This window comes from Nocardioides sp. Root190 (genome assembly GCF_001428565.1).
In the GTDB taxonomy this organism is placed as follows: Bacteria; Actinomycetota; Actinomycetes; order Propionibacteriales; family Nocardioidaceae; genus Nocardioides.
The window spans coordinates 598,205-622,984 of record NZ_LMIA01000001.1 but is presented as its reverse complement, the minus strand read 5'-3'; the positions used below and the strand labels follow the sequence as shown (position 1 = coordinate 622,984).

22 protein-coding genes are annotated in these 24,780 nt (G+C 70.6%); 21 read left to right on the top strand and 1 reads right to left on the bottom strand.

The annotated features are described in order from the left end of the window. The first annotated feature begins 1 nt into the window (after position 1). From ASE01_RS02940 to ASE01_RS02885, 12 genes are all read left to right on the top strand, one after another. Positions 2–280, top strand: coding sequence for a hypothetical protein (locus ASE01_RS02940; protein WP_235535836.1), 279 nt, complete (start codon positions 2–4; stop codon positions 278–280). Further along, positions 277–1,551 (top strand): acetyl-CoA hydrolase/transferase family protein, encoded by a 1,275-nt coding sequence (locus ASE01_RS02935; RefSeq protein ID WP_200958728.1) that lies wholly within the window; start codon positions 277–279, stop codon positions 1,549–1,551. Before ASE01_RS02940 ends, ASE01_RS02935 begins: the two co-directional genes overlap by 4 nt. 10 nt (positions 1,552–1,561) lie before the next feature. Then, positions 1,562–2,788, top strand: coding sequence for an acetyl-CoA C-acetyltransferase (locus tag ASE01_RS02930; RefSeq protein ID WP_235535835.1), 1,227 nt, complete (start codon positions 1,562–1,564; stop codon positions 2,786–2,788). Continuing rightward, on the top strand, positions 2,785–4,128 hold the full coding sequence (locus ASE01_RS02925; protein ID WP_235535834.1) for an OB-fold domain-containing protein: 1,344 nt from the start codon (positions 2,785–2,787) through the stop codon (positions 4,126–4,128). Before ASE01_RS02930 ends, ASE01_RS02925 begins: the two co-directional genes overlap by 4 nt. Beyond that, positions 4,129–5,319, top strand: coding sequence for an acetyl-CoA acetyltransferase (locus ASE01_RS02920; protein WP_056748479.1), 1,191 nt, complete (start codon positions 4,129–4,131; stop codon positions 5,317–5,319). A gap of 208 nt (positions 5,320–5,527) precedes the next feature. Continuing rightward, a complete protein-coding gene (locus tag ASE01_RS02915) occupies positions 5,528–6,811 on the top strand; it encodes an enoyl-CoA hydratase-related protein (protein ID WP_056748478.1) in 1,284 nt (427 codons plus the stop codon). Between the two features lie 14 nt (positions 6,812–6,825). Further along, positions 6,826–7,518, top strand: coding sequence for a hypothetical protein (locus ASE01_RS02910; RefSeq protein ID WP_200958727.1), 693 nt, complete (start codon positions 6,826–6,828; stop codon positions 7,516–7,518). 2 nt (positions 7,519–7,520) lie between these two features. Continuing rightward, entirely contained in the window at positions 7,521–8,684 is a 1,164-nt protein-coding gene (locus tag ASE01_RS02905) for an acyl-CoA dehydrogenase family protein (RefSeq protein ID WP_056748477.1), read from the top strand. Positions 8,685–8,697: 13 nt separating this feature from the next. Then, positions 8,698–10,005, top strand: a complete 1,308-nt coding sequence (locus ASE01_RS02900; protein WP_056748476.1) for a phytoene desaturase family protein — start codon at positions 8,698–8,700, stop codon at positions 10,003–10,005. A 111-nt stretch (positions 10,006–10,116) separates the two neighbouring features. Then, positions 10,117–10,314 (top strand): ferredoxin, encoded by a 198-nt coding sequence (locus ASE01_RS02895; protein WP_056748600.1) that lies wholly within the window; start codon positions 10,117–10,119, stop codon positions 10,312–10,314. Then, positions 10,311–11,588 carry an NAD(P)/FAD-dependent oxidoreductase gene (locus tag ASE01_RS02890; protein WP_056748475.1) on the top strand — a complete coding sequence of 426 codons (1,278 nt, stop codon included), beginning with the start codon at positions 10,311–10,313 and terminating at the stop codon, positions 11,586–11,588. Before ASE01_RS02895 ends, ASE01_RS02890 begins: the two co-directional genes overlap by 4 nt. 46 nt (positions 11,589–11,634) lie before the next feature. Then, the gene (locus ASE01_RS02885) at positions 11,635–12,831 is read left to right on the top strand and encodes a phosphotransferase family protein (RefSeq protein ID WP_056748474.1); all 1,197 of its coding nucleotides are present in this window, start codon (positions 11,635–11,637) and stop codon (positions 12,829–12,831) included. On the opposite strand, the gene ASE01_RS02880 is transcribed toward ASE01_RS02885, so the two are convergent. Beyond that, positions 12,828–13,448 (bottom strand): TetR/AcrR family transcriptional regulator, encoded by a 621-nt coding sequence (locus ASE01_RS02880; RefSeq protein WP_056748473.1) that lies wholly within the window; start codon positions 13,446–13,448, stop codon positions 12,828–12,830. The two genes, ASE01_RS02885 and ASE01_RS02880, sit on opposite strands and share 4 nt — an antisense overlap. Before the next feature lie 105 nt (positions 13,449–13,553). Between ASE01_RS02880 and ASE01_RS02875 the strand changes: the two genes are divergently transcribed. The 9 genes from ASE01_RS02875 to ASE01_RS02835 are packed head-to-tail and all read left to right on the top strand — an operon-like array spanning position 13,554 to position 24,497. Then, positions 13,554–15,218, top strand: a complete 1,665-nt coding sequence (locus tag ASE01_RS02875; RefSeq protein ID WP_200958726.1) for a PEP-utilizing enzyme — start codon at positions 13,554–13,556, stop codon at positions 15,216–15,218. Further along, the gene (locus tag ASE01_RS02870; RefSeq protein WP_056748472.1) at positions 15,215–16,144 is read left to right on the top strand and encodes a hypothetical protein; all 930 of its coding nucleotides are present in this window, start codon (positions 15,215–15,217) and stop codon (positions 16,142–16,144) included. Before ASE01_RS02875 ends, ASE01_RS02870 begins: the two co-directional genes overlap by 4 nt. Positions 16,145–16,155: 11 nt before the next feature. Beyond that, on the top strand, positions 16,156–16,773 hold the full coding sequence (locus ASE01_RS02865) for a hypothetical protein (RefSeq protein ID WP_056748471.1): 618 nt from the start codon (positions 16,156–16,158) through the stop codon (positions 16,771–16,773). After that, complete coding sequence (locus tag ASE01_RS02860) at positions 16,770–18,278, top strand: pyruvate, phosphate dikinase (RefSeq protein ID WP_056748470.1); 1,509 nt, start codon at positions 16,770–16,772, stop codon at positions 18,276–18,278. The genes ASE01_RS02865 and ASE01_RS02860 overlap by 4 nt, the downstream gene beginning before the upstream one ends. Then, positions 18,275–19,885 carry a PEP-utilizing enzyme gene (locus tag ASE01_RS02855; RefSeq protein WP_200958725.1) on the top strand — a complete coding sequence of 537 codons (1,611 nt, stop codon included), beginning with the start codon at positions 18,275–18,277 and terminating at the stop codon, positions 19,883–19,885. The genes ASE01_RS02860 and ASE01_RS02855 overlap by 4 nt, the downstream gene beginning before the upstream one ends. Then, complete coding sequence (locus ASE01_RS02850; RefSeq protein ID WP_056748469.1) at positions 19,882–20,982, top strand: TIGR03857 family LLM class F420-dependent oxidoreductase; 1,101 nt, start codon at positions 19,882–19,884, stop codon at positions 20,980–20,982. The genes ASE01_RS02855 and ASE01_RS02850 overlap by 4 nt, the downstream gene beginning before the upstream one ends. Beyond that, on the top strand, positions 20,982–22,085 hold the full coding sequence (locus tag ASE01_RS02845) for a hypothetical protein (RefSeq protein ID WP_056748468.1): 1,104 nt from the start codon (positions 20,982–20,984) through the stop codon (positions 22,083–22,085). The genes ASE01_RS02850 and ASE01_RS02845 overlap by 1 nt, the downstream gene beginning before the upstream one ends. A 1-nt stretch (position 22,086) precedes the next feature. Continuing rightward, on the top strand, positions 22,087–23,808 hold the full coding sequence (locus ASE01_RS02840) for a PEP-utilizing enzyme (RefSeq protein WP_082605747.1): 1,722 nt from the start codon (positions 22,087–22,089) through the stop codon (positions 23,806–23,808). Then, complete coding sequence (locus tag ASE01_RS02835) at positions 23,805–24,497, top strand: tyrosine-protein phosphatase (RefSeq protein WP_056748467.1); 693 nt, start codon at positions 23,805–23,807, stop codon at positions 24,495–24,497. The genes ASE01_RS02840 and ASE01_RS02835 overlap by 4 nt, the downstream gene beginning before the upstream one ends. Positions 24,498–24,780 lie beyond the last annotated feature (283 nt).

Sequence of the window (24,780 nt, the reverse complement as noted above, 5' to 3'; positions counted from 1 at the left end):
CATGGACGCACAGCCTGCGGAGGGCCCTCGGCACGAGATCGTGATCGAGGACGGGGACGACGACGTCACGATCGCGCAGGGCAAGGTGGTGGAGAGCGAGTTCGCCTCCATGGCCGTGCGTCTGGACACCGAGGGCAACTCGGTCCGCCTGCGGATCGAGGACCTGAGGACCGGGCGGGTGCGCCACCTGGACGCGCTCGAGCTGGAGTCGATCGTGTGGCTCGGCGACGGTCACCTGACCCAGCTCCTGGATCCCTCGCACGATCGGTGGCGTGGGTGAGGATCGACCCGGCCATCGATCTGGCGCAGCACATCCGGCCCGGCGACACGATCACCTGGGGCCAGACGTGCGCCGAGCCCGCGACGCTCGTCGAGGAGCTGGTGGCGCAGGCCGAGGGGATCGGCGACCTGCGCTGCTTCGTCGGGATCCCGGCGCAGAGCGCGCTCACCCTCGACACCGTGCCGGCGTCGGGCCTGACGGTGCACTCCTACTGCGGGGCCGGCACGAACGCCGCGCTCCACGGCGCCGAGCGCCTGGAGATCTGGCCGGTCCACTACTCGACGCTGCCTGCGCTGCTCTCGGGTGGTGACTTCCACGCTGACGTGGTGCTGGTCCAGGTCTCCCCACCGGACGAGCACGGACGGCACAGCCTCGGGCTCGGCGACGACTACTTCTCGGCGGCGATCGACACCGCCCGCGTAGTGATCGCCGAGATCAACGACCAGGTCCCGTTCACCCTCGGTGCGCGCACCCTGGGTGCGGACCAGATCACCGCGGCCGTGCAGGTGTCCCGCATCCCCGGTGAGGTCCCGACGCCCGCCGTCGGCGACGACTCCCTGGCCGTGGCCCGCCGGGTGGCCGAGCTCGTGCCCGACGGCGCGACCCTGCAGTTCGGCATCGGCGCACTGCCGGAGGCCGTGCTCGCCGAGCTCTTCGAGCACCGTGACCTCGGCATCCACTCCGGGATCATCAACGACACCGCGATGCGCCTGGTGGAGGCGGGGGTCGCCAACGGAACCCGCAAGACCAACGACCCGGGCGTGGCGATCGGCGGCCTCTTCGGCGGCACCCGCGACCTGTTCGCCTGGGCGCACCGCAATCCAGCCGTCGAGCTGCGCCCCACGGCCTACACGCACGACCCGCAGGTGCTCGCGACGTCGTACCAGCTCGTCGCGATCAACGCCGCCATCGAGGTCGACCTCACCGGCCAGGTCAACTCCGAGCTCGCCGGTGGACGGTACGTCGGCGCGGTCGGCGGTGCTGTCGACTTCCTCCGTGGCGCAGGCCGATCCGCAGGAGGCGTGCCGATCGTCGCGCTCCCCTCCACTGCCCGCAGCCGCAGCGGTCCCGTGCAACGGATCGTGAGCCGACTGTCCGGGCCGACCTCGACACCCCGCTCCGAGGGGATCGTCGTGGTCACCGAGCATGGCGTCGCGGACCTGCGCGGCGCCACCCTGAACCAACGGGTCGAGCGGATGATCGCCGTCGCCGACCCGGCCCACCGAGCAGAGCTCGACGCCCGCGCTGACCGCGTGCTGGCGTCGGTGTGAAGGAGTCCCCGTGACTGGCACCAGCCTGAGGCGCGTCGCCATCGTCGGTCCTGTCCGGACCGCTGTCGGAGCCTTCGGCGGCACGCTGCTGCCGGTCCGGGCAGAGCAGCTCGCCGCCGACGTCATCCGTGCGCTCGTGGAGCGCACCGGTGTCGACCCCACCGTCATCGAGGACGTGGCCTTCGCCCAGTCCTACGCGAACTCCGAGGCGCCCTGCATCGGCCGCTGGGCGGCCCTCGCCGCAGGCCTGCCGATCGAGGTCCCGGGCTTCCAGGTCGACCGTCGATGTGGGGGTGGCCTGCAGGCCGTCATCACGGCGGCCATGACCGTGCAGACAGGTGCCGCCGACGTGGTCATCGCAGGTGGTGTGGAGTCGATGAGCAACATCGAGCACTACACGACCACCGCGCGCTGGGGCTCGCGCTCGGGCAACCAGACCCTCTACGACCGGCTGGACCGTGGGCGCGAGCGCTCGCAGCCCGAGGAGCGTTTCGGCCGGATCAGCGGAATGATCGAGACCGCGGAGAACCTCGCCACGCAGTTCGGGATCGGCCGCGACGAGGCCGACGCCTTCTCGGCCCGCAGCCACCAGAGGGCCGCTGCGGCCTGGGAGTCCGGCGTCTTCGCCGACGAGGTCGTGCCGGTCTCGGTGCCGCAGCGTCGCGGTGACGCCGTCATCTTCGACCGCGACGAGGGGGTGCGTCCGGACTCCTCGATGGACACGCTGGGCAAGCTGCGCACGATCACGCCCGGCGGGACCGTGACGGCCGGCAACGCCGCCCAGCAGAACGACGCCGCAGCCGCCTGCCTGGTCGTCGCCGAGGACCGGCTCGAGGAGCTCGGCCTCGAGCCCATCGCCTGGTTCGAGGGCTGGGCCGCCGCCGGCGTCGACCCCTCGATCATGGGCATCGGCCCGGTCTCCGCCGTGCAGCGGCTCTTCGCCCGCACCGGCGTCTGCTTCGACGACCTCGACCTGATCGAGGTCAACGAGGCCTTCGCCGTCCAGGTGCTCGCCGTGCTCGCCGGTTGGGGCGTGAAGCTCGACGAGGTCGAGGACCGTCTCAACGTCAACGGCTCCGGCATCTCCCTCGGCCATCCCATCGGTGCCACCGGCGTACGGATCCTCACGACGATGCTGCACGAGCTCGACCGGCGTCGTGGCGGTCTGGCGCTGGAGACGATGTGCATCGGCGGCGGCCAGGGCATCGCTGCCCTGTTCCGGGGAGTCTCGTCGTGACGAGCGGACCGATGGGCCTGCTCGGCTACGGCGCCTACGTGCCGGCGTACCGGCTCGGGAGCGAGAGCGGAGTCCGTGGCACCCGGGTGGTCGCCTCGTTCGACGAGGACGCAACGACCATGGCGGTCGAGGCCGCGCGCGGGCTGACCGGCCACGCACCGGGTTCGCTCTGGTGGGCGAGCACGTCGCCGCCGTACCTCGACAAGACGAACGCCGCCGCCGTCCACGCTGCCTTGCGGCTTCCGTCGACCGTTCCGGCCGCCGACCTGATCGGCTCGGCTCGCTCGACCTTTGCCGGGATGCGGGCCGCGGTCGCCTCCGGCGGCCTCGTCGTCGCTGCAGATGTCCGGGTCGGCAAGCCCGGTTCCGCTGACGAGAAGGCCGGCGGTGACGGCGCCGCAGCTCTGCTGTTCGGTGACGGCGACGCGATCGCCGAGGTGCTCGGCATGGCCAGCGAGACCCTCGAAGTGCTCGACCGCTGGCGCGACCCGCAACGCACGACGGGGGAGCAGTGGGAGGAGCGCTTCGGCTTCGAGCAGTACGCCGACCTGGTCCGTGGCGTGGCCGCGCGACTGCTCGACGAGGCTGGTCTCACGGAGGCCGACCATGTCGTCGTTACTAGCGGGAACTCGGGAATCACCAAGCGGGCGGGGGCTCTCGTCAAGGGAGCGCTCTCCTCGAGCAGCTCGCCGATCGGTTTCTCCGGTGCCGTGGATCCGCTGCTCGGTCTGGCTGCGGTGCTCGACGTCGCTGGTCCGGGCGAGACCGTCCTCGTGCTCTCGGCGGTCGATGGCTGCGACGGACTGTTGTTGCGCACCACCGATCTGCTCGCCTCACGTCGCGCTGCGCGGTCGGTCGCCGACCAACTGGCGGGCGGACGCCCGATTCCCCATCTGACGTACCTCTCCTGGCGCGGCCTGGTCGAGCGCGAGCTGCCTCGACGCCCGGAGCCGGATCGCCCTGCGGGACCGCCGTCGGCACGCGCCGGTACCTGGAAGTTCGGCTTCGCCGGCTCCCGCTGCACCGCGTGCGGCTTCGTCCACGTGCCGCCGTTGCGGGTGTGCCGGTCGTGCAGCGCTGTCGATGCGATGGAAACGGTCTCGTTGGCTGACCAGACCGGAACGGTGGCGACGTTCACGATCGACCGACTGGCCTTCTCGCCCTCGCCGCCCGTGATCGACGTCGTCGTCGACTTCGACGGGGGTGGCCGGACGACGCTCGAGATCGCCGATGCCGACCCGGAGCGGGTCGACGTGGGCGCGGAGGTGTCGCTGGTCTTCCGCCGGCTGTTCACGGCTGGCAACGTCCACAACTACTTCTGGAAGGCCAAGGTGCTCTGAGTGGCCAGCAAGGGCATCAAGGACGCCGTCGCCATCGTCGGCATGGGCTGCACCCGGTTCGGCGAGCGCTGGGAGTCGTCGACCGACGACCTGCTGCTCGACGCAGTGGGCGAGGCCCTCGGATCCGCGGGCGTCCAGCGCGACGACGTCGACGCCTACTGGCTCGGAACGCTGGCCTCTGGCCAGTCCGGCCTGACGCTGAGCCGTCCGTTGGGGATCGACTACAAGCCGGTCACCCGCGTCGAGAACTACTGCGCGACGGGCTCGGAAGCCTTCCGCAACGCCTGCTACGCCGTTGCGTCCGGTGCCTATGACCGGGTCATGGCCGTGGGTGTCGAGAAGCTCAAGGACTCCGGCTTCTCGGGCCTCCTGAGGGCAGACCCGCCCTCTGATGGCACGGCCGCAGAGCTCTCGCTGACCGCTCCGGCGGCGTTCTCGCTGCTCGACCCGGCCTACACCTCGAAGTACGGCGTCGACCCCATCGCGATGCGGGAGGCGATGACCCACGTGGCGTGGAAGAACCACGTCAACGGGGCGCGCAACCCGAAGGCGCAGTTCCGCAAGGAGGTGTCCCGCGAGACGATCGAGGGGGCCCCGAAGGTCGCCGGCCGACTCGGCATCTTCGACTGCTCCGGTGTCTCCGACGGCGCCGCTGCGGCGCTGATCGTGCGGGCCGAGGATGCCTACGACTACACCGACCGACCGATCTTCGTGAAGGCCCTGTCACTCGCGGCCGGTCCGATGCGCGGCGGCCTCGATCCGGCGTACGACTTCACGACGTTCCCGGAGGTCGTGCACTCGGCTGCCGACGCCTACGCCCAGGCCGGCATCACCGACCCGCGCTCGGAGCTCTCGCTCGCCGAGGTCCACGACTGCTTCACGCCCACCGAGATCGTGCTGATGGAGGATCTCGGCTTCGCCGATCGCGGCCAGGCCTGGACGGACGTCCTCGGCGGCGACTTCGATGCCGACGGCCGGCTCGCGGTCAACGTGGACGGGGGTCTGAAGTCCTTCGGCCACCCGGTCGGTGCGAGCGGTCTGCGGATGCTCTACGAGGCCTGGCTGCAGCTGCGTGGCGACGCAGGTCCGCGCCAGCTCGCCGATCCGCGGTTGGCGCTGACCCACAACCTCGGCGGCCGTCCCGGCGGATGCGTGTCCTTCGTGTCCGTGGTGGGCAACGAGCGCGGCTGACCGTCTGTTTCGGGCTTTGTCCGGTCGCGTGGCGGCGGTTCATCACGGGATGTAGGCGAATGGGTGCCGGTTCATCACGGTATGCAGGCGAGCGCGCACTTCTGTAGCGGAGCTCCACCCGGGAAGTGCCCCTTCGCCTACATCCCGTGATGAAGCCGACCCGGCCACACCTTGCCGTCTGCACATTCTTTAATCTATATTCAATTAGGTGAGCGAAATCGTTGGATCGGCCCGTGTCCTTCTCGAGGGCTTGTACGACGCCCTCGCGGCGGGCGACCGTGACCGGATCACCTCCGCACTCACCGACGACTTCGTCGCGCGCCTCACCCCCGGCCTCCCGTTCGGGATCGGCGGCGAGCACGTCGGCGCCGAGGCGATGATCCGCGACGGGTGGTTCCGGATCGGGAGCCACTGGCGCGTCCGCACCGAGCCAGCGTCGTACCAGCTGCTCGAGGACGGTCGGCTGCAGGTGCAGGGCACCTACCGCGGCAAGGGCCGCGAGAGCGGACTCCCCTTCGAGGCGTGGTTCCTGCACCAGTGGGAGATCCGGGACGGGCGGATCAGCGCCCTGACCCAGCTCACCGATTCCGCTGCCTTCGTCGCCGCCCTCGGTGACAGCGGGTCGGGCGGCGGCGCGCACCAAGCGAATCCGGGGCGATTGCAGCCGAATCGGCCCGAAAACGCTTGGTACGCGCCCGCGCCCGACCTCGCCACCATCGACCTGACCGTCGCCGAAGGCGTGGCGACGCTCTGCCTGAGCAGGCCCGAGGCCCGCAACGCCATCGACCAGCGCCTGGCCGACGAGCTGCTCGTCGCGGCCGTCCGGATCGCCGGTGACCCGAGCGTGCGAGCCGTGCTGATCTGCGGCGAGGGCCCGGACCTGACCGTCGGCGGCGACATCGGTCACTTCACCGAGCATGCCGGCGACGACCTCGGTGCGCTCCTGCGACAGATGACCACGCCCTTCCACCTCGCCTTCCAGGTGCTCGCCACCCTCGGTGCGCCGATCGTGACGGTCGCCCAGGGTGCCGTCGCCGGCGGCGGCCTGGGACTCGTGTACGCCGCCGACCTGGTCGTGGCCGCCGACGACGCCCGCTTCGTGACGGCCTTCGCGGCCATCGGGCTGAGCGGTGACGGAGGCGGCACCTGGCACCTGCCTCGCCGGATCGGCCCGGCCCGGGCCGCGCGTGCCTACCTCCTCAACGAGCCGATCACCGCGGCCCAGGCCGTCGAGTGGGGCCTGGTGGCCGAAGCCGTCCCGGCTGACGAGGCCCGTGCGCGCGGCGAGGAGATCGCCCGCCGCCTCGCCTCCGGGCCGACCCGCGCGTTCGCCGGGATGCGGGCGCTGCTCCGGGAGTCGTGGGACCGCAGCCTGCCCGACCAGCTCAACGCCGAGGTCGAGGCGCTCGTGGCCGCGGCCCGTACCGACGACGCGAAGGCGGCGGTCGCCGCCTTCGCCGCCAAGCAGCGCCCCGCCTTCCAGGGCCACTGAGCACAGGAGACACCTTGAAGAAGCTTGCCGACTACGCGGCGTTGACCGGACCTCTCGCGGTGCTCGTCACGCTGATCGGGTGGCTGGTGGCCGGGATGCTGCCGCTGCCCATGGGCCCCTCGGAGTCGACGGCGGATGTCGTCGCCTTCTTCCTCGATGATGCCAGCAGGGTGCGGGCCGGCTTCGTGCTGTCCTCGCTCGGGGTGGTGCTGATGATCCCGCTCCTGGCGCTGATCTCGGTGCACCTGTACCGGATGGACAAGGGCTTCCCGCTGCTCGCCTTCGTGCAGCTGATCGCCGCAGCGACGACGGTGCTGATCAACTTCTTCCCGCAGCTGATCTTCGCCCTCGCGGCCTTCCGTGGCGACCGCGACCACAGCGACATCGTGCTCCTCAACGACGCGGCCTTCCTGTTCCTGTTCACCGGGATCATGCCGTTCATGGTCCAGAACGTCGCCGTGGGCGTGGCGATCCTGCGTGACCGATCCGGACTCTTCCCGCGCTGGGTCGCCTTCCTGAACTTCTTCGTCGCCCTCTCGTTCATCCCCGACGTCCTGGCCTGGTTCTTCAAGACCGGCCCGTTCGCGTGGAACGGCCTGTTCGTCTTCTGGCTCGCCCTGACGACGTACTGCGTCTTCCTGTTCGTCATGGCGTGGGCCTGCACGCAGGCGAACAAGACCCTCGACCCCACCCCGCAAGGAGCCTGAACATGCCCGGACTCATCCGCGACACCGACGAGCACCGCGCCATCCGCGAGACCGTCGCCAAGATCTGTGCGCGCTACGACCAGAAGTACTTCCTCGAGCGCTCGCACGCCGGCGAGGACGTCACCGAGCTGTGGGCCGAGCTCGGTCAGGCCGGCCTGCTCGGTGTCCACCTGCCCGAGGAGTACGGCGGCGGTGGCGGCGGCATGCAGGAGGCCGTGGTCGTCGTGGAGGAGCTCTCGGCGCACGGCATGCCGATGCTGGTGTGGGTGATCTCCCCGGCGATGATCGGCTCGCTGCTGGCCGCGCACGGTTCCGAGGACCAGAAGCAGGAGTGGCTCACCGGCATCGCCGCTGGCACGCGCAAGGTGGCCTTCGGGCTCACCGAGCCCGACGCCGGCTCCAACAGCCACGAGGTCTCCACCACGGCGTCCCGCGACGGCGACGGCTGGCGGATCAGCGGGTCGAAGTACTACATCTCCGCGATCGACCAGTGCGACGCCATCCTGGTCGTCACCCGCGATGCGGAGCTGTCGACGCCGGAGAAGAAGAGGCTCTCGATCTTCCTCGTGCCCACCGATGCCCCGGGCCTGAGCTTCCAGAGGATCCCGACCTCGATCGTGTCGCCGGACAAGCAGTTCAGTGTCTTCTTCGACGACGTGCGCGTCGAGCCCGAGTGGCTGGTGGGTGAGGCCGGAAACGGCCTCCGCCAGGTCTTCGCCGCCCTCAACCCCGAGCGGATCATGGTCGGCGCGATCACCTCGGGCGTCGGTCGCTACGCCGTGGAGAAGGCCGCCGACTACGCCAAGACCCGCCAGGTCTGGTCGGTCCCGATCGGGCAGCACCAGGGCGTCGCCCACCCGCTCGCCGCTGCCCACATCGACGTCGAAGTCGCCCGGCTGGCCACCCAGCACGCCGCCGTCCTCTACGACGAGGGCGACTCCGGTGCCGCGGAGGCGGCCAACATCGCCAAGTACGTCGGCGCGGAGGCTGCGCTGAAGGCCCTCGACCAGGCGATCCAGACCCACGGTGGCAACGGCCTCTCCCACGAGTACGGCCTGTCCGAGCTCTGGTTCGTCACCCGCCTCATGCGCACCGCCCCGGTCAGCCGGGAGATGGTCCTCAACTTCGTCGCGCAGACCTCGCTCGGCCTGCCGCGCTCTTACTGATCAGGAGAATGCAATGACCACGACCCATTCGTCGTACGACGCCATCGTCATCGGAGCGGGTGCGGGCGGACTCTTCACCGCCGCCCGCCTGCAGCACCAGGGCTACCGCACGCTCGTCGTCGAGCGCCTCGACAAGGTCGGCGGGCGCGCATCGACGACTGACGTCGACGGCTTCAAGGTCAACGACGGCGCCATCGTCATCGAGGTCGGTGGTGTCACCGAGCGCACCTGCCGCGAGGTCGGCGCGCCCTTCGACATCCGCGAGCCGAGCCCGCCGATCCTCTACCGGATCAAGGGCAAGGACGTCGACGTCACCGGCGGCGGCTGGGGCTTCCTGCTGCAGAAGCTGACCCGGCAGGGCGCCAAGCTCGTCGGAGGCATCGGCGCCGCGCGCAAGGACGACGGGCTGCCCGAGGACGAGGTGACGCTGCAGGAATGGGTGTCGAAGTACACCAAGAACGAGGGCGTCCACGGCATCTTCCGCAACATGGCCGCCTCGGTCTTCGCCGTCGGTTCCGAGGACCTGCCGGCCCGCGTGTTCCTCACCTACTTCACCCGCAAGAGCGCGTTCAAGCGCTTCGGCTTCCACCCCGAGGGCACGATCGGCCTCTGGAAGGGCCTGGCCGAGACGATCGAGCGCGACGGCGGCGAGATCCGACTCTCGACCGAGGTCGAGCAGATCCTCCTCGACGGCGACACGGTCACCGGCGTCGTCCTCGCCGGCGGCGAGACCATCAGCGCGCCGATCGTGATCAGCAACGTCGGTCCCGCGGCGACCCTCGGGCTGCTCGGCGAGGGCAATGTCCCGGCCGACTACCAGGAGACCGTGAAGCGTGCGGACCGCCCGACCGCGATGATCACCGTCAACTTCGCCAGCCAGGAGCGTCTGATCGATGCCCCGGGCATGTTGAGCTTCGCGTCCTCGCGGCGCCTGGCCTACATCGCGAACTACACCGACATCTGTCCGGAGATGGCTCCCGAGGGCTGGAACCTCTATGTCGGCACGGCTGTGCCGAAGCCGTCGGTCGGTGACTTCGACGAGGCCGCGGAGTACGAGCTGCTCATGGAGGACCTGCGCGACACGATTCCCGGCTTCGACGAGCGGGCGCGGATCCTCAGCACGGTCACCACGCGCGACGGCTGGCCGCCGCAGCGTGCGGTTGCCGGTTTCGACATGTCCCACGACACCCCGTTCGTGGGTCTGTGGAACGTCGGTGACGCGGTGAAGGAGTACGCCAACGGTGGCACGACCGCCTGCGCCGAGACCGCGGAGATCGTCGTCGGCAAGATCGTCGCGGCCTTCCAGCCCGTCGCTTCTTGACAAAAATCTAATCCAGATAAGAAAATCTCTGTCGCAGGCTCGCCAATGAGCATAACTCAAGTTATGATCGAGGGAACCGGCGGAGCCGCCGACCTGAGAACGGAGAAGACGATGAAGTGTGTGACGGTCGATTTCGACAAGTGCACGGGCCTGGGGATCTGCGAGTCACTCGCGCCCGACTTCTTCGAGGTCAACGACGACGGCGAGCTGATCGTGCTCAAGGAGACGATCAGCGACGGCGAGCTGCAGGAGGTCGAGGAGGCCGTCGCCGGCTGCCCGACCGAGGCGCTGAAGATCGTCGACGCATGAGCCAGGCCGACGTCGACCCGCGTCGACTGGTCGTCGTCGGGGCCTCGCTCGCGGGCCTGCGTGCGGTCGAGGCCGCACGCAAGACCGGGTTCACCGGTGAGATCGTCCTGATCGGCGCCGAGGACCACCTGCCCTACGACCGCCCCCCGCTCTCGAAGGCGTTCCTCGCGGCGGCCGACGACAGCGGTGAGCTGCCGGAGGTCCCGTGGTTCCGGACCGAGGAGACGATGCGCGAGGAGCTGGGCGTCGACGTACGCCTCGGCCAGCCCGCCACGGCCCTCGACACCGAGGCACGCACGGTGACGGTCGGCGACGAGCAGATCCCCTACGACCTGCTCGTCATCGCCACCGGCGCGCATGCCCGGCTGCTGCCCGGGGCCGAGGGCCTCGACGGCGTCCACCCGTTGCGCACGCTCGACGACTCGCTCGCGGTGCGCGACAAGCTCGAGGCCGGAGCCCGGACCGTCGTCATCGGCGCCGGCTTCATCGGCTCCGAGCTCGCCTCGACGGCGCGCAAGCGCGGTCTCGAGGCCACCATCGTCGAAGCGCTCCCGACCCCGCTCGTGCGGGCGACGGGACACGAGATGGGCGCAGCGATCGCATCCCTGCACGAGCTCAACGGGACCACGCTGCGCTGTGGCGTCGGCGTCGCCTCCATCGAGGGCGACGGCAAGGTCGAGCGCGTCGTCCTCGCCGACGGCACCACGATCGAGGCCGACCTGGTCGTCGTCGGCATCGGCGTCATCCCGTCGGTCGGCTGGCTCGAGGGCTCCGGGCTGATGATCGACAGCACCATCGGCGGCATCGTCTGTGACGAGAACCTGTGGACCGGCGTTCCCGGCGTGTACGCCGCCGGCGACGTCGCCAGCTGGATGAACCCGACCCTCGGCGAGCGTCAGCGGATGGAGAACTGGACCGCTGCGGCCGAGCAGGGCGCGGCCGCCGCACGGAACGCGCTCGACCCCGAGAACGCCAAGGCCTACGGCACGGTTCCGTACTTCTGGTCCGACTGGTACGACGTGCGGATCCAGTTCGTCGGCTCGCCTGATGCCGACGAGGTGCTCCTGGTCGACGGCGACCCCGCCGCCGGTGGCCGCTGGGTCGCCCTCTACCGCCGCGGTGACCGTCTGATCGGTGCGCTCACCGTCAACGGCCAGACCGAGATCATGAAGTACCGCGTCCAGATCATGAAGGGCGGCTCGTGGGACGACGCCCTGGCCTTCGCCGAGAAGCGCCGGATCGCCCACGCGGAGAAGTTCGCCGCCTCCGTCTGAGAGTGCGGCGTCCCTTCACCTTTCGATCAGATCAGGAGTCCAGGCAATGTCGAACAACACCACGCCCTCGCCGGCACGGACCGCGGCACGGGCCCTGGGCCGAATGGCCAGCACCGGTGGTTGCCGACTGGCGGAGGTGGTCCCCGGGTCGCGTCGGTTGCGCTCGGTGCCCGCTTCGGTGGGCGACCTCACCGAGGAGTGGCTGACCGGTGCCCTCTGTGGGGAGGTTCCCGGTGCTCGCGTGCTCGGCTTCACCGCCGATGGCGCGACGAGCCAGACGACGTCGCGCGCGACCCTGGATCTCACCTACAACGACGCCGGCCAGGCTGCAGGACTACCTGACCGGGTGTTCGCCAAGCTGACGACGACCTTCCAGCAACGGCTTTTCATGGGCCTGATCCGCTGCATCGACGGCGAGCCGCTCTTCTACTGCCATCTGCGTGGCGGTCTCACCGTGGCTGGACCGCAGGGCTACTTCGGCGACGTGGACCCCGTGTCCTGGCGATCGATCGTGTTGATGGAGGACGTCGCCACCACCCAGGCCGCGACCTTCCTGCACTCGACCAGCCAGGTCTCCCGGTCCGACATCGAGAGCCTCCTGCTCGGCATGGCGAGCTTCCACGGGTCCATGTCCAACGCGCAGGCCCTGACGGACCATGCCTGGCTCAAGCGACCGATCGACCACTTCCACAACACGAGCGCGTTCCTCAACATGAAGCGTCGCGTGGAGGTCGGGGTGGAGCGCTCGGCAGACGTGGTCCCCGACGTCGTGCAGCGCAACCTCGGCCACCTCTGGACCAACCTGCTGAGCTCGATGTCGGCCAGCAGCGAGGGCGACCTGACCCTGCTGCACGGGGATCCGCACGTCGGCAACACCTATCGGACCGGCGACGGAACGGTCACCCTGCTGGACTGGCAGGTCTGCATGAAGGGTTCGTGGGCCTTCGACGTCGCCTATGCCATTGGCTCCGCGCTCACCGTCGAGGACCGCCGGGCGTGGGAGGACGACCTGCTGGCGATGTACCTCGACGCCTTCGGTGCGGCCGGGGGAGTCGTCCCCGACCTGGACACCGCCCGGCGGCTCTACCGCGAGAACCTGATGTACCCGTTCCACACCTGGACGACGGTGCTGGGCCGCAGCGCGCTTCAGCCTCGGATGCAGGAGGACGACGTCAGCCGCCTCATCATCGAGCGACTGGCGCATGCGATCGCTGACCACGGGTCGTACGTCGCGGCACCCTAGCCGGACAGGTGGCCCTTGATCAGGACCGCGAGGCTGCGGCGGAACTGGTCGTCCCTGCCGGCGGTGGCCAGCACGCGGGCGCGAAGGGCGAGCTCGGCCGCGGGTGCCGTCCCGGTCGGCTCGTCCTCGGGGTGCTGGTCGGCCGCGTAGCCGCCAGGATGGCGAGACGCCCGGTGCAGGCCGCTGCCGAGAGTCAGCCAGAACGCCGCGACGACCATCTCGGCGGCGCGGTCCAGGTCGTGGCAGATCCCTTCAGCGATCTCGCTGAGGGCCAACGCGGCACGCCCTGCCTGGGGGCCGACGATCCGCCGTCCGGCGGTGGCCTGCGCCAGTGACGGGTGCTCGATCAGCAGGTCGTGCAGGCGGAGGAACCAGTCGAGGATCACCGCCTCCGGGTCGTCCCCGGGATCGCCAACGCCCAGCTGGCCGATCGACTCGTCGAGCACCAGGTCGAGCAGCTCCTCCTTGCCGCTGACGTGGTTGTACGTCGCCATCGGGGTCACGCCGAGCTCGGCCGAGAGCCGTCGCATCGTCAACTTGTCGAGGCCGTCACGGTCGGCGATCGCGATGGCCGCCTTGACGATGCCGGGGACGTCTAGCCCTGCGATCCGCGCCATGGCTTTCCTCCGCTGTCGTGGTGCTCGTCACAATTCCCTCTTGCCAAGGCTGAGTGTACAACGTACATTCGTTTTTAGATCCCATTAAAAACGAAGGACGATCGCATGCCGCACCACTCCACCGACGAGGACGGGACAGTCCTCCACGCGACCGCTCCCGCAGGCTCGTCCTGGTCCTCGATCAATCTCGCCGAGGCAGTGCCCGGCGTGATGACCCCGCTGACAGCGAGCGCCTGGGTGCCGGCGAGCGAGACCGGTCTGCGGCTGCCGTTCCACGCGATGGGCGTTCTTGCGACGGACCGCATGCAGATCCCCGCCGATCCGGCAGAACGCATCACGAACGCCTTCTTCGGCCGCATGGCGGTGCGGGTGGACTTCCTCTGCGAGATCGGCGACCTCGTCCCCGGTCAGAGCGGGGAAGCGCTGGCCCGCGACTTCTTCGGCTTCGTGCCACCCGACCACGTCGCTCGACCCTCGTTGCGCCGGGTCCCCTTCATCCTCGCCCGCTACCCCCGCAGCTTCGCCGGCATCGCCCATCGGATCGAGGACCTCCGGGCGCGCACGGACGCCTGGTGGCGCACCGAGGTCGCCCGCATCGACTCGCTCGACCTGGCGTCGCTCCAGCGCCTCGCGGCCGAGGCGGACCGGCGCTTCGCCGAGAACCTCGCGGCCCAGGCGCTGATCAGCGCGGCCGCCATCCAGCCCGTCCAGGAGCAGCTCGACAAGCTGGCCGATCGGGCCGGGGTCGATGCCTCCGCGCTGCTGCGCGGGACCCCGCACGAGGAGAACGTCGTCCTGCTCGACCTGTGGCACGTCTCGCGCGGCACCCTGCCGCTCGGGGAGTTCCTGCGCCGGCACGGCTACCACGGTCCCGGCGAGGGCGAGGTCGACACCCGCGTCTGGCGCGAGGACCCCGAGGCGGTGCGGCGCATCGTCGCGCAGTACGCCGTCAAGGCCGACTCCGAGGCACCAGATGCCCGCGACGCCGAGCACCTCGCCGAGCGGCAACGTGCCGAGGCCGCCCTGATGGCCTCGCTCGGCCCGGTGGGTCGGCAGAAGGCGAGGGTCGTGCTCCGTCTGGCCCGTCGCTTCATTCCGCTGCGCGGCGTGGGCAAGGTGTCCTACCTGCAGAGCCTCGACGTCCTGCGTGCCGCGTCGCGTCGGATCGGCGCCGAGCTGGTCGCCATCGGACGGATCGACGGTGCGGACGACGCGTCGTACCTCACCGTCGCGGAGCTGTCCGACCACCTGCTGCGCCACCGCGACGACCTGCGGGGCGTCGTGGCCCGCCGTCGGGCGCAGCGCGAGGAGTACCAGTCGCTGAGGGTCCCGTCGGCCTGGACCGGTCAGCCGGAGCCACTGCCCTTCGTGCCGGTCGCGGACGGCGAGGTGACCCTGCTCCAGGGCCTCGGCGCCTGCCCCGGCACGGTCGAGGGTCGCGTCGTCGTGGCGCTCGACCCGTCGAGCGCCGAGGTCGAGGACGGCGACATCCTCGTCGCCCACACGACCGACCCCGCGTGGGTCTCCCTGATGTTCCTGTCCGGCGCACTGGTCGTCGACATCGGCGGGCTGATGAGCCACGCCGCCGTCGTCGCCCGGGAGCTCGACATCCCCTGCGTCATGAACACCGGCACCGGCACCCAGGTCCTGCGCGACGGCGACCTCGTCCGCGTCGACGGCAGGGCCGGGACCGTCGAGGTCCTCGAACGAGCGAATCCAATCCAGCACCCCGCCCAGCACCCCACCCAGCCTGAAGGAGTCACCGCATGACCGCGACCACTGAGCCCACCACGACCGGCACCGACCTCTGGGGGCCGCTGGCCGAACCCATCCACAACGACGAGGCGGGTCCGGGTGACCCGGTCTGGAAGGACAACGCCTACCTGTCCTTCTGGGACGTCGAGCGTCAGGTCTTCGGCACCTTCCACCTCTCCACCTCACCCAACGGCACCGGTGCCCGACGCGCGCGCTGCTCGGTCCTGCTCGGCGGCGGCGAGGTCGTCGAGGTCATCGAGGAGCTCGAGCCCGGCTCCTTCGAGAGCACCAGCATCTCCTTCGGCCTGGACGGCACCATCACGGTCGACCACCCCGACCTGGTCGCACGACTCACCAACTCCCCGGTGCACCAGCCGGCCGACTACTCGCTGAACGACCTGATCCCGGCCCTCGTTCCGGGCAAGCCGTTGCAGCACTTCCAGCAGGCCTGCCGCCTGGTCGGCACCTTCGAGGTCGACGGGGCGCGCTACGAGATCGACGGCTTCGGGATGCGCGACCGCACTTGGGGATTCCGCGACGAGTCGGCCCAATGGGCCGAGTACGCCGGACTGGTCGGTGTCTTCGCCGATGCCGACGGCACCCCCGGACAGGTCTTCGTCACCGCGATGAAGTTCCTCGGCACCAACGGGGTGCTCAAGGCGGACGGCTTCGTGATCGACGCCGCCGGGTCGCACTCGATCAAGGAGATCGGCTTCCGTCGTACGGCGGCCGCGCAGTTCCTCGCCACCACGCTGACCCTCGACGACGGGTCGGTCCGGGTGGTCACCCTCACCGATCGCCTCGCCGGCTTCTTCGTGCCCATGGGCGCGGAGACCGACGGTCCGGCCTTCGGCACCTATGACGACTTCATGCAGCTCGAGCTCGACGGGAAGCCCGGCGCGGGCTTCTTCGAGCAGGGCATCGTCCACCGCGTCCACTGAGGAGACCCGCCATGACGAACGAACGACTCCGCCTCTTCCAGGCCGTGCGGCTCAAGGGCCGCGCCAAGGCCGACGACCTCGCTGCGGCCGCCGGCCTTTCCGGTGACGCCGCTGCGCCGATCCTGCGCGACCTGCAGGCGGCCGGTCACATCGAGGAGGCGCGCGAGCGCCTCAAGCTCACCCCGGTCGGGCGCATCGCGCTGGAGGCCGAGCTCGCCGAGGAGCGGGACACCGTCGACCGGGCAGCCCTGGTGGCCGCCTATCACGAGTTCGACGACCACAACAACGTGCTCAAGGCGCTGATGACGCGCTGGCAGCTCAAGGACGAGTCGACGCCCAACGACCACACGGACGCGACCTACGACGGCGCGGTGATCGACGACCTCGGTGTCCTCGACGTGGCCTTTGCCCCACTGCTGCAGCGATTCGTCGACCTCGCACCCCGGCTCGGCCACTACCCGGCGAAGTTCGCACGGGCCCTCCAGCTGATCCGCGAGGGCGACCACAGCTGGTTCGCCCGCCCGCTCGCGGACAGCTATCACACGGTGTGGTTCGAGCTGCACGAAGAGCTGATCGGACTCGCCGGACTGACCCGGGCCGACGAGGCCGCCGCAGGACGGGCGCTGTGAGCACGGTCGTCTCGACGGGTTCCGTCGTGGCGCTGGCCGGCGACGGCGGCCACAGCCGCGAGGAGATCGGCGGCAAGGCGTGGAGCATCCAGCAGATGCTCGGACTCGGCATCCCGGTGCCGCCCGCGTTCGTCGTGACCACGGACGTCTGCCGTGCCTACCACCGGGCCGGCGGCACGCTGCCCGACGAGATCTGGCAGGAGGTCGTCGCGGCCGTCGCAGGCATCGAGCAGGCCGTCGATCGCTGCTTCGGCGGGGAGCGGCCCTTGCTGGTCTCGGTCCGGTCGGGTGCGTCCACCAGCATGCCCGGGATGATGGACACGGTTCTCAACCTCGGGATCAACGCCGCCAGCCAGGAGCGTCTCGCCCAGGAGACCGGCAGCACGGCGTACGCCGCCGACACCCGGGTCCGCTTCGAGGAGCAGTTCGCCAAGGTCGTCGGCGCCCCGGCTCCGGAGGACCCGTGGGAGCAGCTCTACCTCGCGGTCTGTGCCGTGCTCGAGAGCTGGTTCTCGAAGCGGGCGATCGCCTATCGCGCCGCGCGCGGCATCCCCGACGACGGCGGAACCGCCGTGACTGTGCAGGCCATGGTGTTCGGCAACCTCGACGACGACTCCGGCACCGGCGTCCTGTTCTCCCGGGACCCGTTGACCGGCGGTGGCTCCGTGTACGGCGAGTGGTTGGCCCGCGGGCAGGGTGAGGACGTCGTCTCGGGCCGGGCCGACGCCCTCCCGCTCGACACACTCGCCCAGGCCCAGCCGCAGGTCCACGCCGAGCTGATGGAGGCGACCCGCACCCTGGAACGCGAAGGCCGCGACGTGATGGACATCGAGTTCACCGTGCAGTCCGGCACCCTGTGGCTCCTGCAGTCCCGTCCCGCGAAGCGGGCACCGGAAGCCGCGGTCCGCTCGGCGATCCACCTCGCGGAGGCCGGCGTGATCGACCGCGATGAGGCGATCGCCCGGATCCGCCCCGACGACGTCCGCGCACTGCTGCGACCGCGGCTCGCGGCCGCGGACGTGGCCGCGTCGCCCGCCGTCGCCACCGGCAAGCCGGCCTGCCCGGGCATCGCCGTCGGCGTGGTCGTGACCGACGCCGATGAGGCCGAGGACCGTGCCGACGACGGCGAATCGGTCGTCCTGGTGCGGCCGACCACGGATCCCGACGACGTGGCCGGCATGGCCGCGTCGGTGGCCGTGGTGACCGAGATCGGGGGCTCCACGTCCCATGCCGCCGTGGTCTGCCGAGAGCTCGGCCTGCCCTGCGTGGTCGGCACCGGCACGGACACCCTGATGGCGCTCGCCGGTCAGGTCGTCACCGTCGACGGAGGCAGCGGCACGGTCCACCTCGGTGCGCTGGCCGTCGAACCCGCCGCCACCGCGGACGATCCGGCCCTGGCGACGCTGCGGGAGTGGCTCGGGATCGAGGACAGCGATCCGGCTTCGGTGGTGGCGAGGCTCGCCGCTGGCGCTCCTGGCACCTCGACCAGCGAGGAGGGGCGATGACCACCGTCGAGGAGATGTTCGACCTGATCGACACCCCGTCACCGCGCGCGGAGACGACCTGGACGACGGGCAATGTCGCCGAGGCCTTCCCCGGCGTCTTCACCGCCTTCGGGATCAGCTTCGTCTTCGCTCCCATGGAGCGGGCGTTCCGTCGCATGTTCCGCGACCTCGGCGTCTACACGGATGCCGACGTGCACGTCCCCACCCAGGCGGACGACTGCTTCTGGGCGGTCTTCGCCGGACGCGGTGCCGGCAACATCGACATGTTCCGGGAGATCGCGAACGTGATGCCCGGGACGTCGGCCACAGCGGTCGAGAAGCAGCTGTTCGGCTACGCGCGGCCCGAGACGGTCGATGCGAACTCCATGAAGCGGCTTCCCGCCATCCTCGTCCGAGCGCCGCGGTGGCTGATCGGTGTGCCGAAGCGGCACGACGCGATGTTCGCCGAGCTGCGCCGGTGGCGTCTGGAGCAGCTGCCGCGGATCCCGGACCTCGACGAGGCCGGCTGTCTCGCCGTACTCGCTGATGCGCGGGCACGGTTCGAGGAGATCATGTCGATCCACATGGGCGTCGCGATGATCAGCTCGAGCTTCGCGGACAAGGTTGCCGAGGCAGCTGCCGCCGTCGGGTTCGACGGGCTCGAGGCCCAGCTGCTCTCGGGTGTCGGCTCGGACGAGAACGAGGTCGCACACGACCTGTGGGCCCTGGCGCACGGGGAGATCGCGATGCCGGAGTTCTCCGACCGGCACGGCTACCACGGTCCCGGTGAGGGCCAGCTGCACGGATCGGTGTGGCGCGAGGACCCGTCGCCGATCCTGGCGCGGCTCGGTGACTACCGGGCGATCGAGCCGGGCTCGCCCCGCTCGCCCAAGGCACGGAGCGCTGCCCAGGTCGCGGTGCGGGCCGAGGCGATCACCACCCTCCTTGCTGCGACCCCGCGCCTCCGACGGCGTCCGACCGCGTTCCTGCTCCGGACCGCCTCGCGCTTCCTCGCCCTGCGAGAACAGGGCAAGGCGGGCTACCTGCTGACCTTCGACGTGGCCCGCGCCGCAGCACGTCGGCTCGGTGAGCTGCTCGTCGAGGCCGACGTGATCGCGGAGCGCGACGACGTCTTCCACCTGCGCCACGACCAGGTCGTGGCCGGTGTCCGCACAGACCAGCGCGTGCTGGTGGCCCGTCGTACCCAGGAGCTGCGGACCCGGCAGGAACTGCGTCTGCCCATGTCGTGGTCCGGAGTGCCCGACGTCGTCAAGGCCGGTGACGGAGCCGGCGCGGCCGCGCAGGTCGGCGATGTCGTGACCGGTGTGGCTGCCAGCGGCGGTGTCGTGGAGGGTCGTGCTCGGGTGGTCCGCGATCCCGCAGAGGTGGAGCTCGACGACGGCGACATCCTCGTCTGCGAGACCACTGACCCGAGCTGGGTGTCGCTGTTCCTCGTCGCCGGGGGAGTGGTCACCGACCACGGTGGCCTCCTCAGCCACGGGCCGATCGTCGCCCGCGAGCTCGGCATCCCCTGCGTGTGCGGCACGGAGACCGGCAGCCACCGGATCCAGGACGGACAACTGCTCCGTCTCGACGGCGACAAGGGAACCGTGGAGGTCCTCGCATGAGAACCCAGCACCCCGATCTCAGTGCCTACGTCGTGGCGGGTCGCGTCGCGTCCCGGCTGCCCGACGACGTACCCAACGAGACGGCAGTCCGTACGCCGCGGCAGGGACTGGCCGACGCGGTCGAGGCCGAACAGCTCGGATTCAGGCGGATCTTCTTCTCCGAGCGTTGGAACCTCAAGGAGGCGGGCGTCTTCCTCGGCGCCGTCGGAGCGCGCACCGAACACCTCGGTCTGGCCACCGGTCTGGTCTCGCCGGCCCGTCGACACCTGCTCCACATGGCTGCGTTCGGCGCCACCATGCAGGCGATGTTCGGGGAGCGGTTCGTGCTCGGTCTCGGCCGTGGTGACCACGGCTACCTCAAGCACGAAGGCCTCCGGACCGCCGGCTACGACGGGATCGTCGACTACGTGCAGCTCCTGCACCGGCTGTGGGCCGGCGAGGTCGTGACGCACGACGGGCCGGCCGGTCGGTACGAGTCGATCAAGCTCGGTGACGTCCACCAGGGGGCGCCGCCGGAGGTGTGGTCGGGATCGTTCGCCCTGCCCCGGGCAGCGGCCGCTGCGGCCACTGCCTTCGACGGAGTGATCCTGCCGCCGCTCTTCACGCCTGATGCGGTGGCCGCCGCCGTGGCCCGCCTGCGGGAGGCCTGCGAGCGGATCGACCGCGACCCCGCCAGCCTCCGGGTGGTGGCGTGCGTGATCACCGCCCCCGACCTCGCCCAGGACGAGGCGCGTGCGCTCGCGCACGCCCGGGCCGTGACCTACCTCCAGGCCAAGGAGTACGGCGACGCCACGGTCCGCGCCAACGGCTGGGATCCCGAGCCGGTGCAGCGGCTCCGTGCCCACCAGCAGCTGACCAGTGGGGAGATGGCCGACACCGCCTTCCACCGCATCGAGCTGCTGGAGCCCGCGCGTCTGGTCCCGGACTCGTGGATCGAGGAGTCCTGCGCACTCGGGAGCACCGCCGATGTCGTCGCCCGGTTGCAGGACTACCGCGCCGCCGGTGCCGACGAGGTCGCGACCTATGGCAGCACGCCGGGCCAGAACGCCGCAGTGGCGGCCGCCTGGCGCACCCCCGTCCCTGTCGGAGCACGCTGATGAGCGCGGTCACCACCGGCGCCGTCCGGGTCCTCGTCGGGGCCAACCCGTTCGGGGTCGATCCGGACGATGACATGCTCCATGCCATCCCGGCGGACGTGCCGGGTTGGAGCGAAACGATGTTCTTCCACGTCTGGTCACCGGGTGCGGACGGCGGCGAGGGCGTCGGCGCGTTCATCCACTGCGGTCGCTGGCCAGAGGACCCAGAGCTGTGGTGGGCGCAGGTGATCGCGCTCCTGCCCGACGGTCGGCTGCTGGTCGACCGGTCCTGGGGAAGGGCGCCCGACGACCGGGGCCCTGCGACCGGCAACCTCCGGATCACCTGCGTGGAGCCACTGACGCGCTGGCGCCTGGAGTTCGACGGTGCCGGAGAGATGACTGACCTGGCCGCCATGTCGCAGGGGCCGATCGGAGCGGGGCCGGCGCGTCCGTTCACCTTCGCCCTCGACCTCGAGGCCGTCGCTCCGGTGTGGGACATGCACGCTGCGCTGGGGATCGACGGTCTGCAGTGGGCGGCCTTCCACCACACCCAGGGCTTCCGGGCGACTGGTCGGCTCACGGCAGGGGCCGGCGTGGCCGGCGAGGCATGGGACGTCGACGGCACCGCGATCCGCGACCACTCCAGCGGCCCCCGGGACGTCAGTCGCCTCGGCGGCCTGCACTTCTGCGTGTTCGTCTTCCCGGGCTCGGGGCGAGTGGTCAACGGACTGGTCAACTGGAACACCGAGGGTGCCGTCGACCACCGCACCCAGGCGATCTTCGAGGGCGGCCCGACCGAGGACGGCACCGTGGAGATCGGCGCGTCGATCCGGTTCACCGGGCTCGCGGACGTCCGCACCCACCAGCCCCGCGAGCTCGTCGTCGGCTTCGAGCGGGCCGACGGGTCGTCGTACCAGCTGGGGGCGAGGTGGCTGCACGGCTACACGCTGACCTTCCTCGCGCCCAACGAGAACATCAACGGACTCGACCTGCGCACCGAGCCCGACGCCCTGGCCATCACCCAGAGCACCGTCCGGGTCGTCGCGCCCGACGGTGAGGTCGGGTACGGCGTCATCGAGCGTGACTACCGCCCGTCCCAGTTGCCGTCCCCCGAGGAGCGTTGAGATGCCACCGAAGACTCGTACCCGGCGCACGACGAAGCCGACCCCCGTCCCGAGCGCACCCGTGGCCGACCTGCTGCGCAGCCCCGTCCACGCCCCGGGGCGCCGGCTGCGGTGGACGACCGCCAACGTCGACGAAGGTCTGCCCGGCACGGTCACGCCGCTGACCTGGTCGCTGTACTTCCCGCCGACCGAGTCGACGATGCGCGACTGCTGGGTGGATCTCGGCGTCATGCCGGAGTCCGAGCGCGCGCTGCCGGACGACGTCGACGCGCGGTTCATCTCGGTCTCCCACGGTCATGCGATCGCCAACGTCGACCTGATGGGCCAGATGGCTGCCCGGGTGCCCGGCGGGTCCGCAGCGATGATGGAGGAGCAGCTCTTCGGCTCCGTCCAGGGTGGCGGACTTCCCGAGCCGACCGGACTGCGCAAGATGCGGCGCTACCCGTTCGTCGCCGTGAAGTTCCCACGCACGCTGCGTCGCGCGATGCGCGAGCTGGACCCGACGGCCCGCGAGATCGCCGAGTGGTGGCGCCATGCCGCCTTCGCCGCGGACGACCTCGACCTCGCCGGTGCCACCGCACTGCTGGTCGAGGCGCGTGCCCAGTTCGAGCGCGTCCTGATGATCCACATGGTCCTCTCGATGGCGTGCCAGGGTGTGATGGGCCAGGTCGAGACGCTGGCGGCGAAGGCCGGGATGCCCGAGCTCGGCCACCAGCTGGTGAAGAGCGAGCAGGGAACCGCCGAGTTCGAGCTGGTGCGGGACCTGTGGCGCCTCTCCGCCGATGAGATCGACATCGACACCTTCCTGCAGCGCCACGGTTACCACGGTCCGCGCGAAGGCCTGGTCGAGTCGGTGTCCTGGCGCGAGGACCCGTCGATGGTGATCGCCCTCGCCGAGCGCTACCGCAGCCGTACCGGGGACATGGATGCGCTCGTCGTGCGTCGCACCGAGGAGCACGCGGTCGCCGTACGACGACTGGAAGAGGCGCTCGGTCGCTGGCGGGCCGTCCCGGCCCGGGCACTGCTGCGCTTCGCCGCCCACGCCCCGGACTGGCGCGAGACCGGCCGGGCCAACATCCTGCGCTGCGTCGACGTGACCCGTGCTGCCGCGCGCACCGCAGGCCGTCGCCTGGTCGAGGAGGGTCTGCTCGCGGACCCCGCCGACGTGCGCTTCCTGGCCATCGACGAGCTCCACCGGATCAATCGCGCGACGGACCGCTCCGCTCTGGTCATCGATGGCGGTTCGTTGGCCGAGACCGTGGCCCGTCGTCGCAGTGACCACGACGCCTACGACCTGATGCGCCTGCCCCACGTGTGGCACGGACTCGCCCCGGTCACCTCACTCCCGGTGACCGAGGCCGCCGACACGGGACCTCTCAAGGCTCCGGGGGCGCCGCACGACGGACTCGTCGTGACCGGCATCGGCGTCAGCGCCGGCGTCGCCGAGGGCATCGTGAAGGTCGTCACCGACCTCGACGAGGCCGACTTCGACGACGGCACCGTGATGGTCTGCAAGGCGACGGACCCCGGCTGGGCCTCGCTCTTCCCGCTCGCCGAGGCGGTCGTCACCGACGTCGGCTCGGCGATGAGCCACGCCGCCATCGTGTGCCGCGAGCTGGGACTGCCCTGTGTCGCCAACACCCGCACAGGTACCGTCGATCTACGTGATGGCATGCGAGTTCGGGTCGACGGCAACGCCGGAACGGTCGAGGTGATCGGGTGAGCGAATCCGTGATCGTGGGACCGGTCAACGTCCGTGACGTCGGGGGTCTTCCGCTCGACGGCGGCGGGCAGACCAGCTTCGGCGTCCTCCTGCGCGGGGATGCCTTGTACGACGGCGACGGGCCGCCCACCGGCGTGTCCTGGCCTCCCGCCGCAGTCATCGACCTGCGCTCGGACAAGGAGCGCGCCCGCTCGCCGTACCGCTGGCCCGCCAGCACCACCTTCGTCGCCAGGCAGCTCTTCGATGCCGCGGACCTCGCCCAGATGACGCGCCGCGACTCACTGGTCAGCGTCTACCGCGACATGGTCACCCACTCCGGCCCCGCCATCGCGAGCCTGCTCGACCTGATGCCCGACGACGGTGCGACCTACATCCACTGTGCCGCGGGCAAGGACCGCACGGGGGCGTCGATCGCCGCCCTGCTCCTGCTGGCGGGCGTGCCCGTGGAGGCCGTGGTCGCCGACTACCAGGCGACGAACGCCAACATCGACGGCGTACTCACGCGGCTGTTCGCCCGCGGTGCCATGAGTGCTGACTGGGACCCGACCTGGGCGGAGACGCCGCTCGAGGCGATCACCCTCATCATCGACGAGATCACGTCGCACTCGCAGGGCGCGCGCGGCTGGTTCCTCCATCACGGCGCGGCCGAGGACACGATCGAGCGCTACCAGGAGCGGATGCGTTCCTGAGCGCTCGGGTACCACCGGACGAGGCTGATGAACGCCACGGCGAAGACGGCCGCGACGAGGAGCAGCGCCACGGTCCACCCGGCACCGACGGCCGACTCGAGGACGTCGAGATAGCGGACGGCGTCGGGGTGACCGGGGACCTGCCCGGCCCGCGGGGGATCGGCGACAGCATCTTCGCGTTGTGGTGCGGGACGGTCTACCAGACCGGCCCGCCCGAGCCCCGCCTGACCGGCACACACCGGCCAGCGGCAGACAGATCGGCAGGGATCCGATCAAGCAGGTT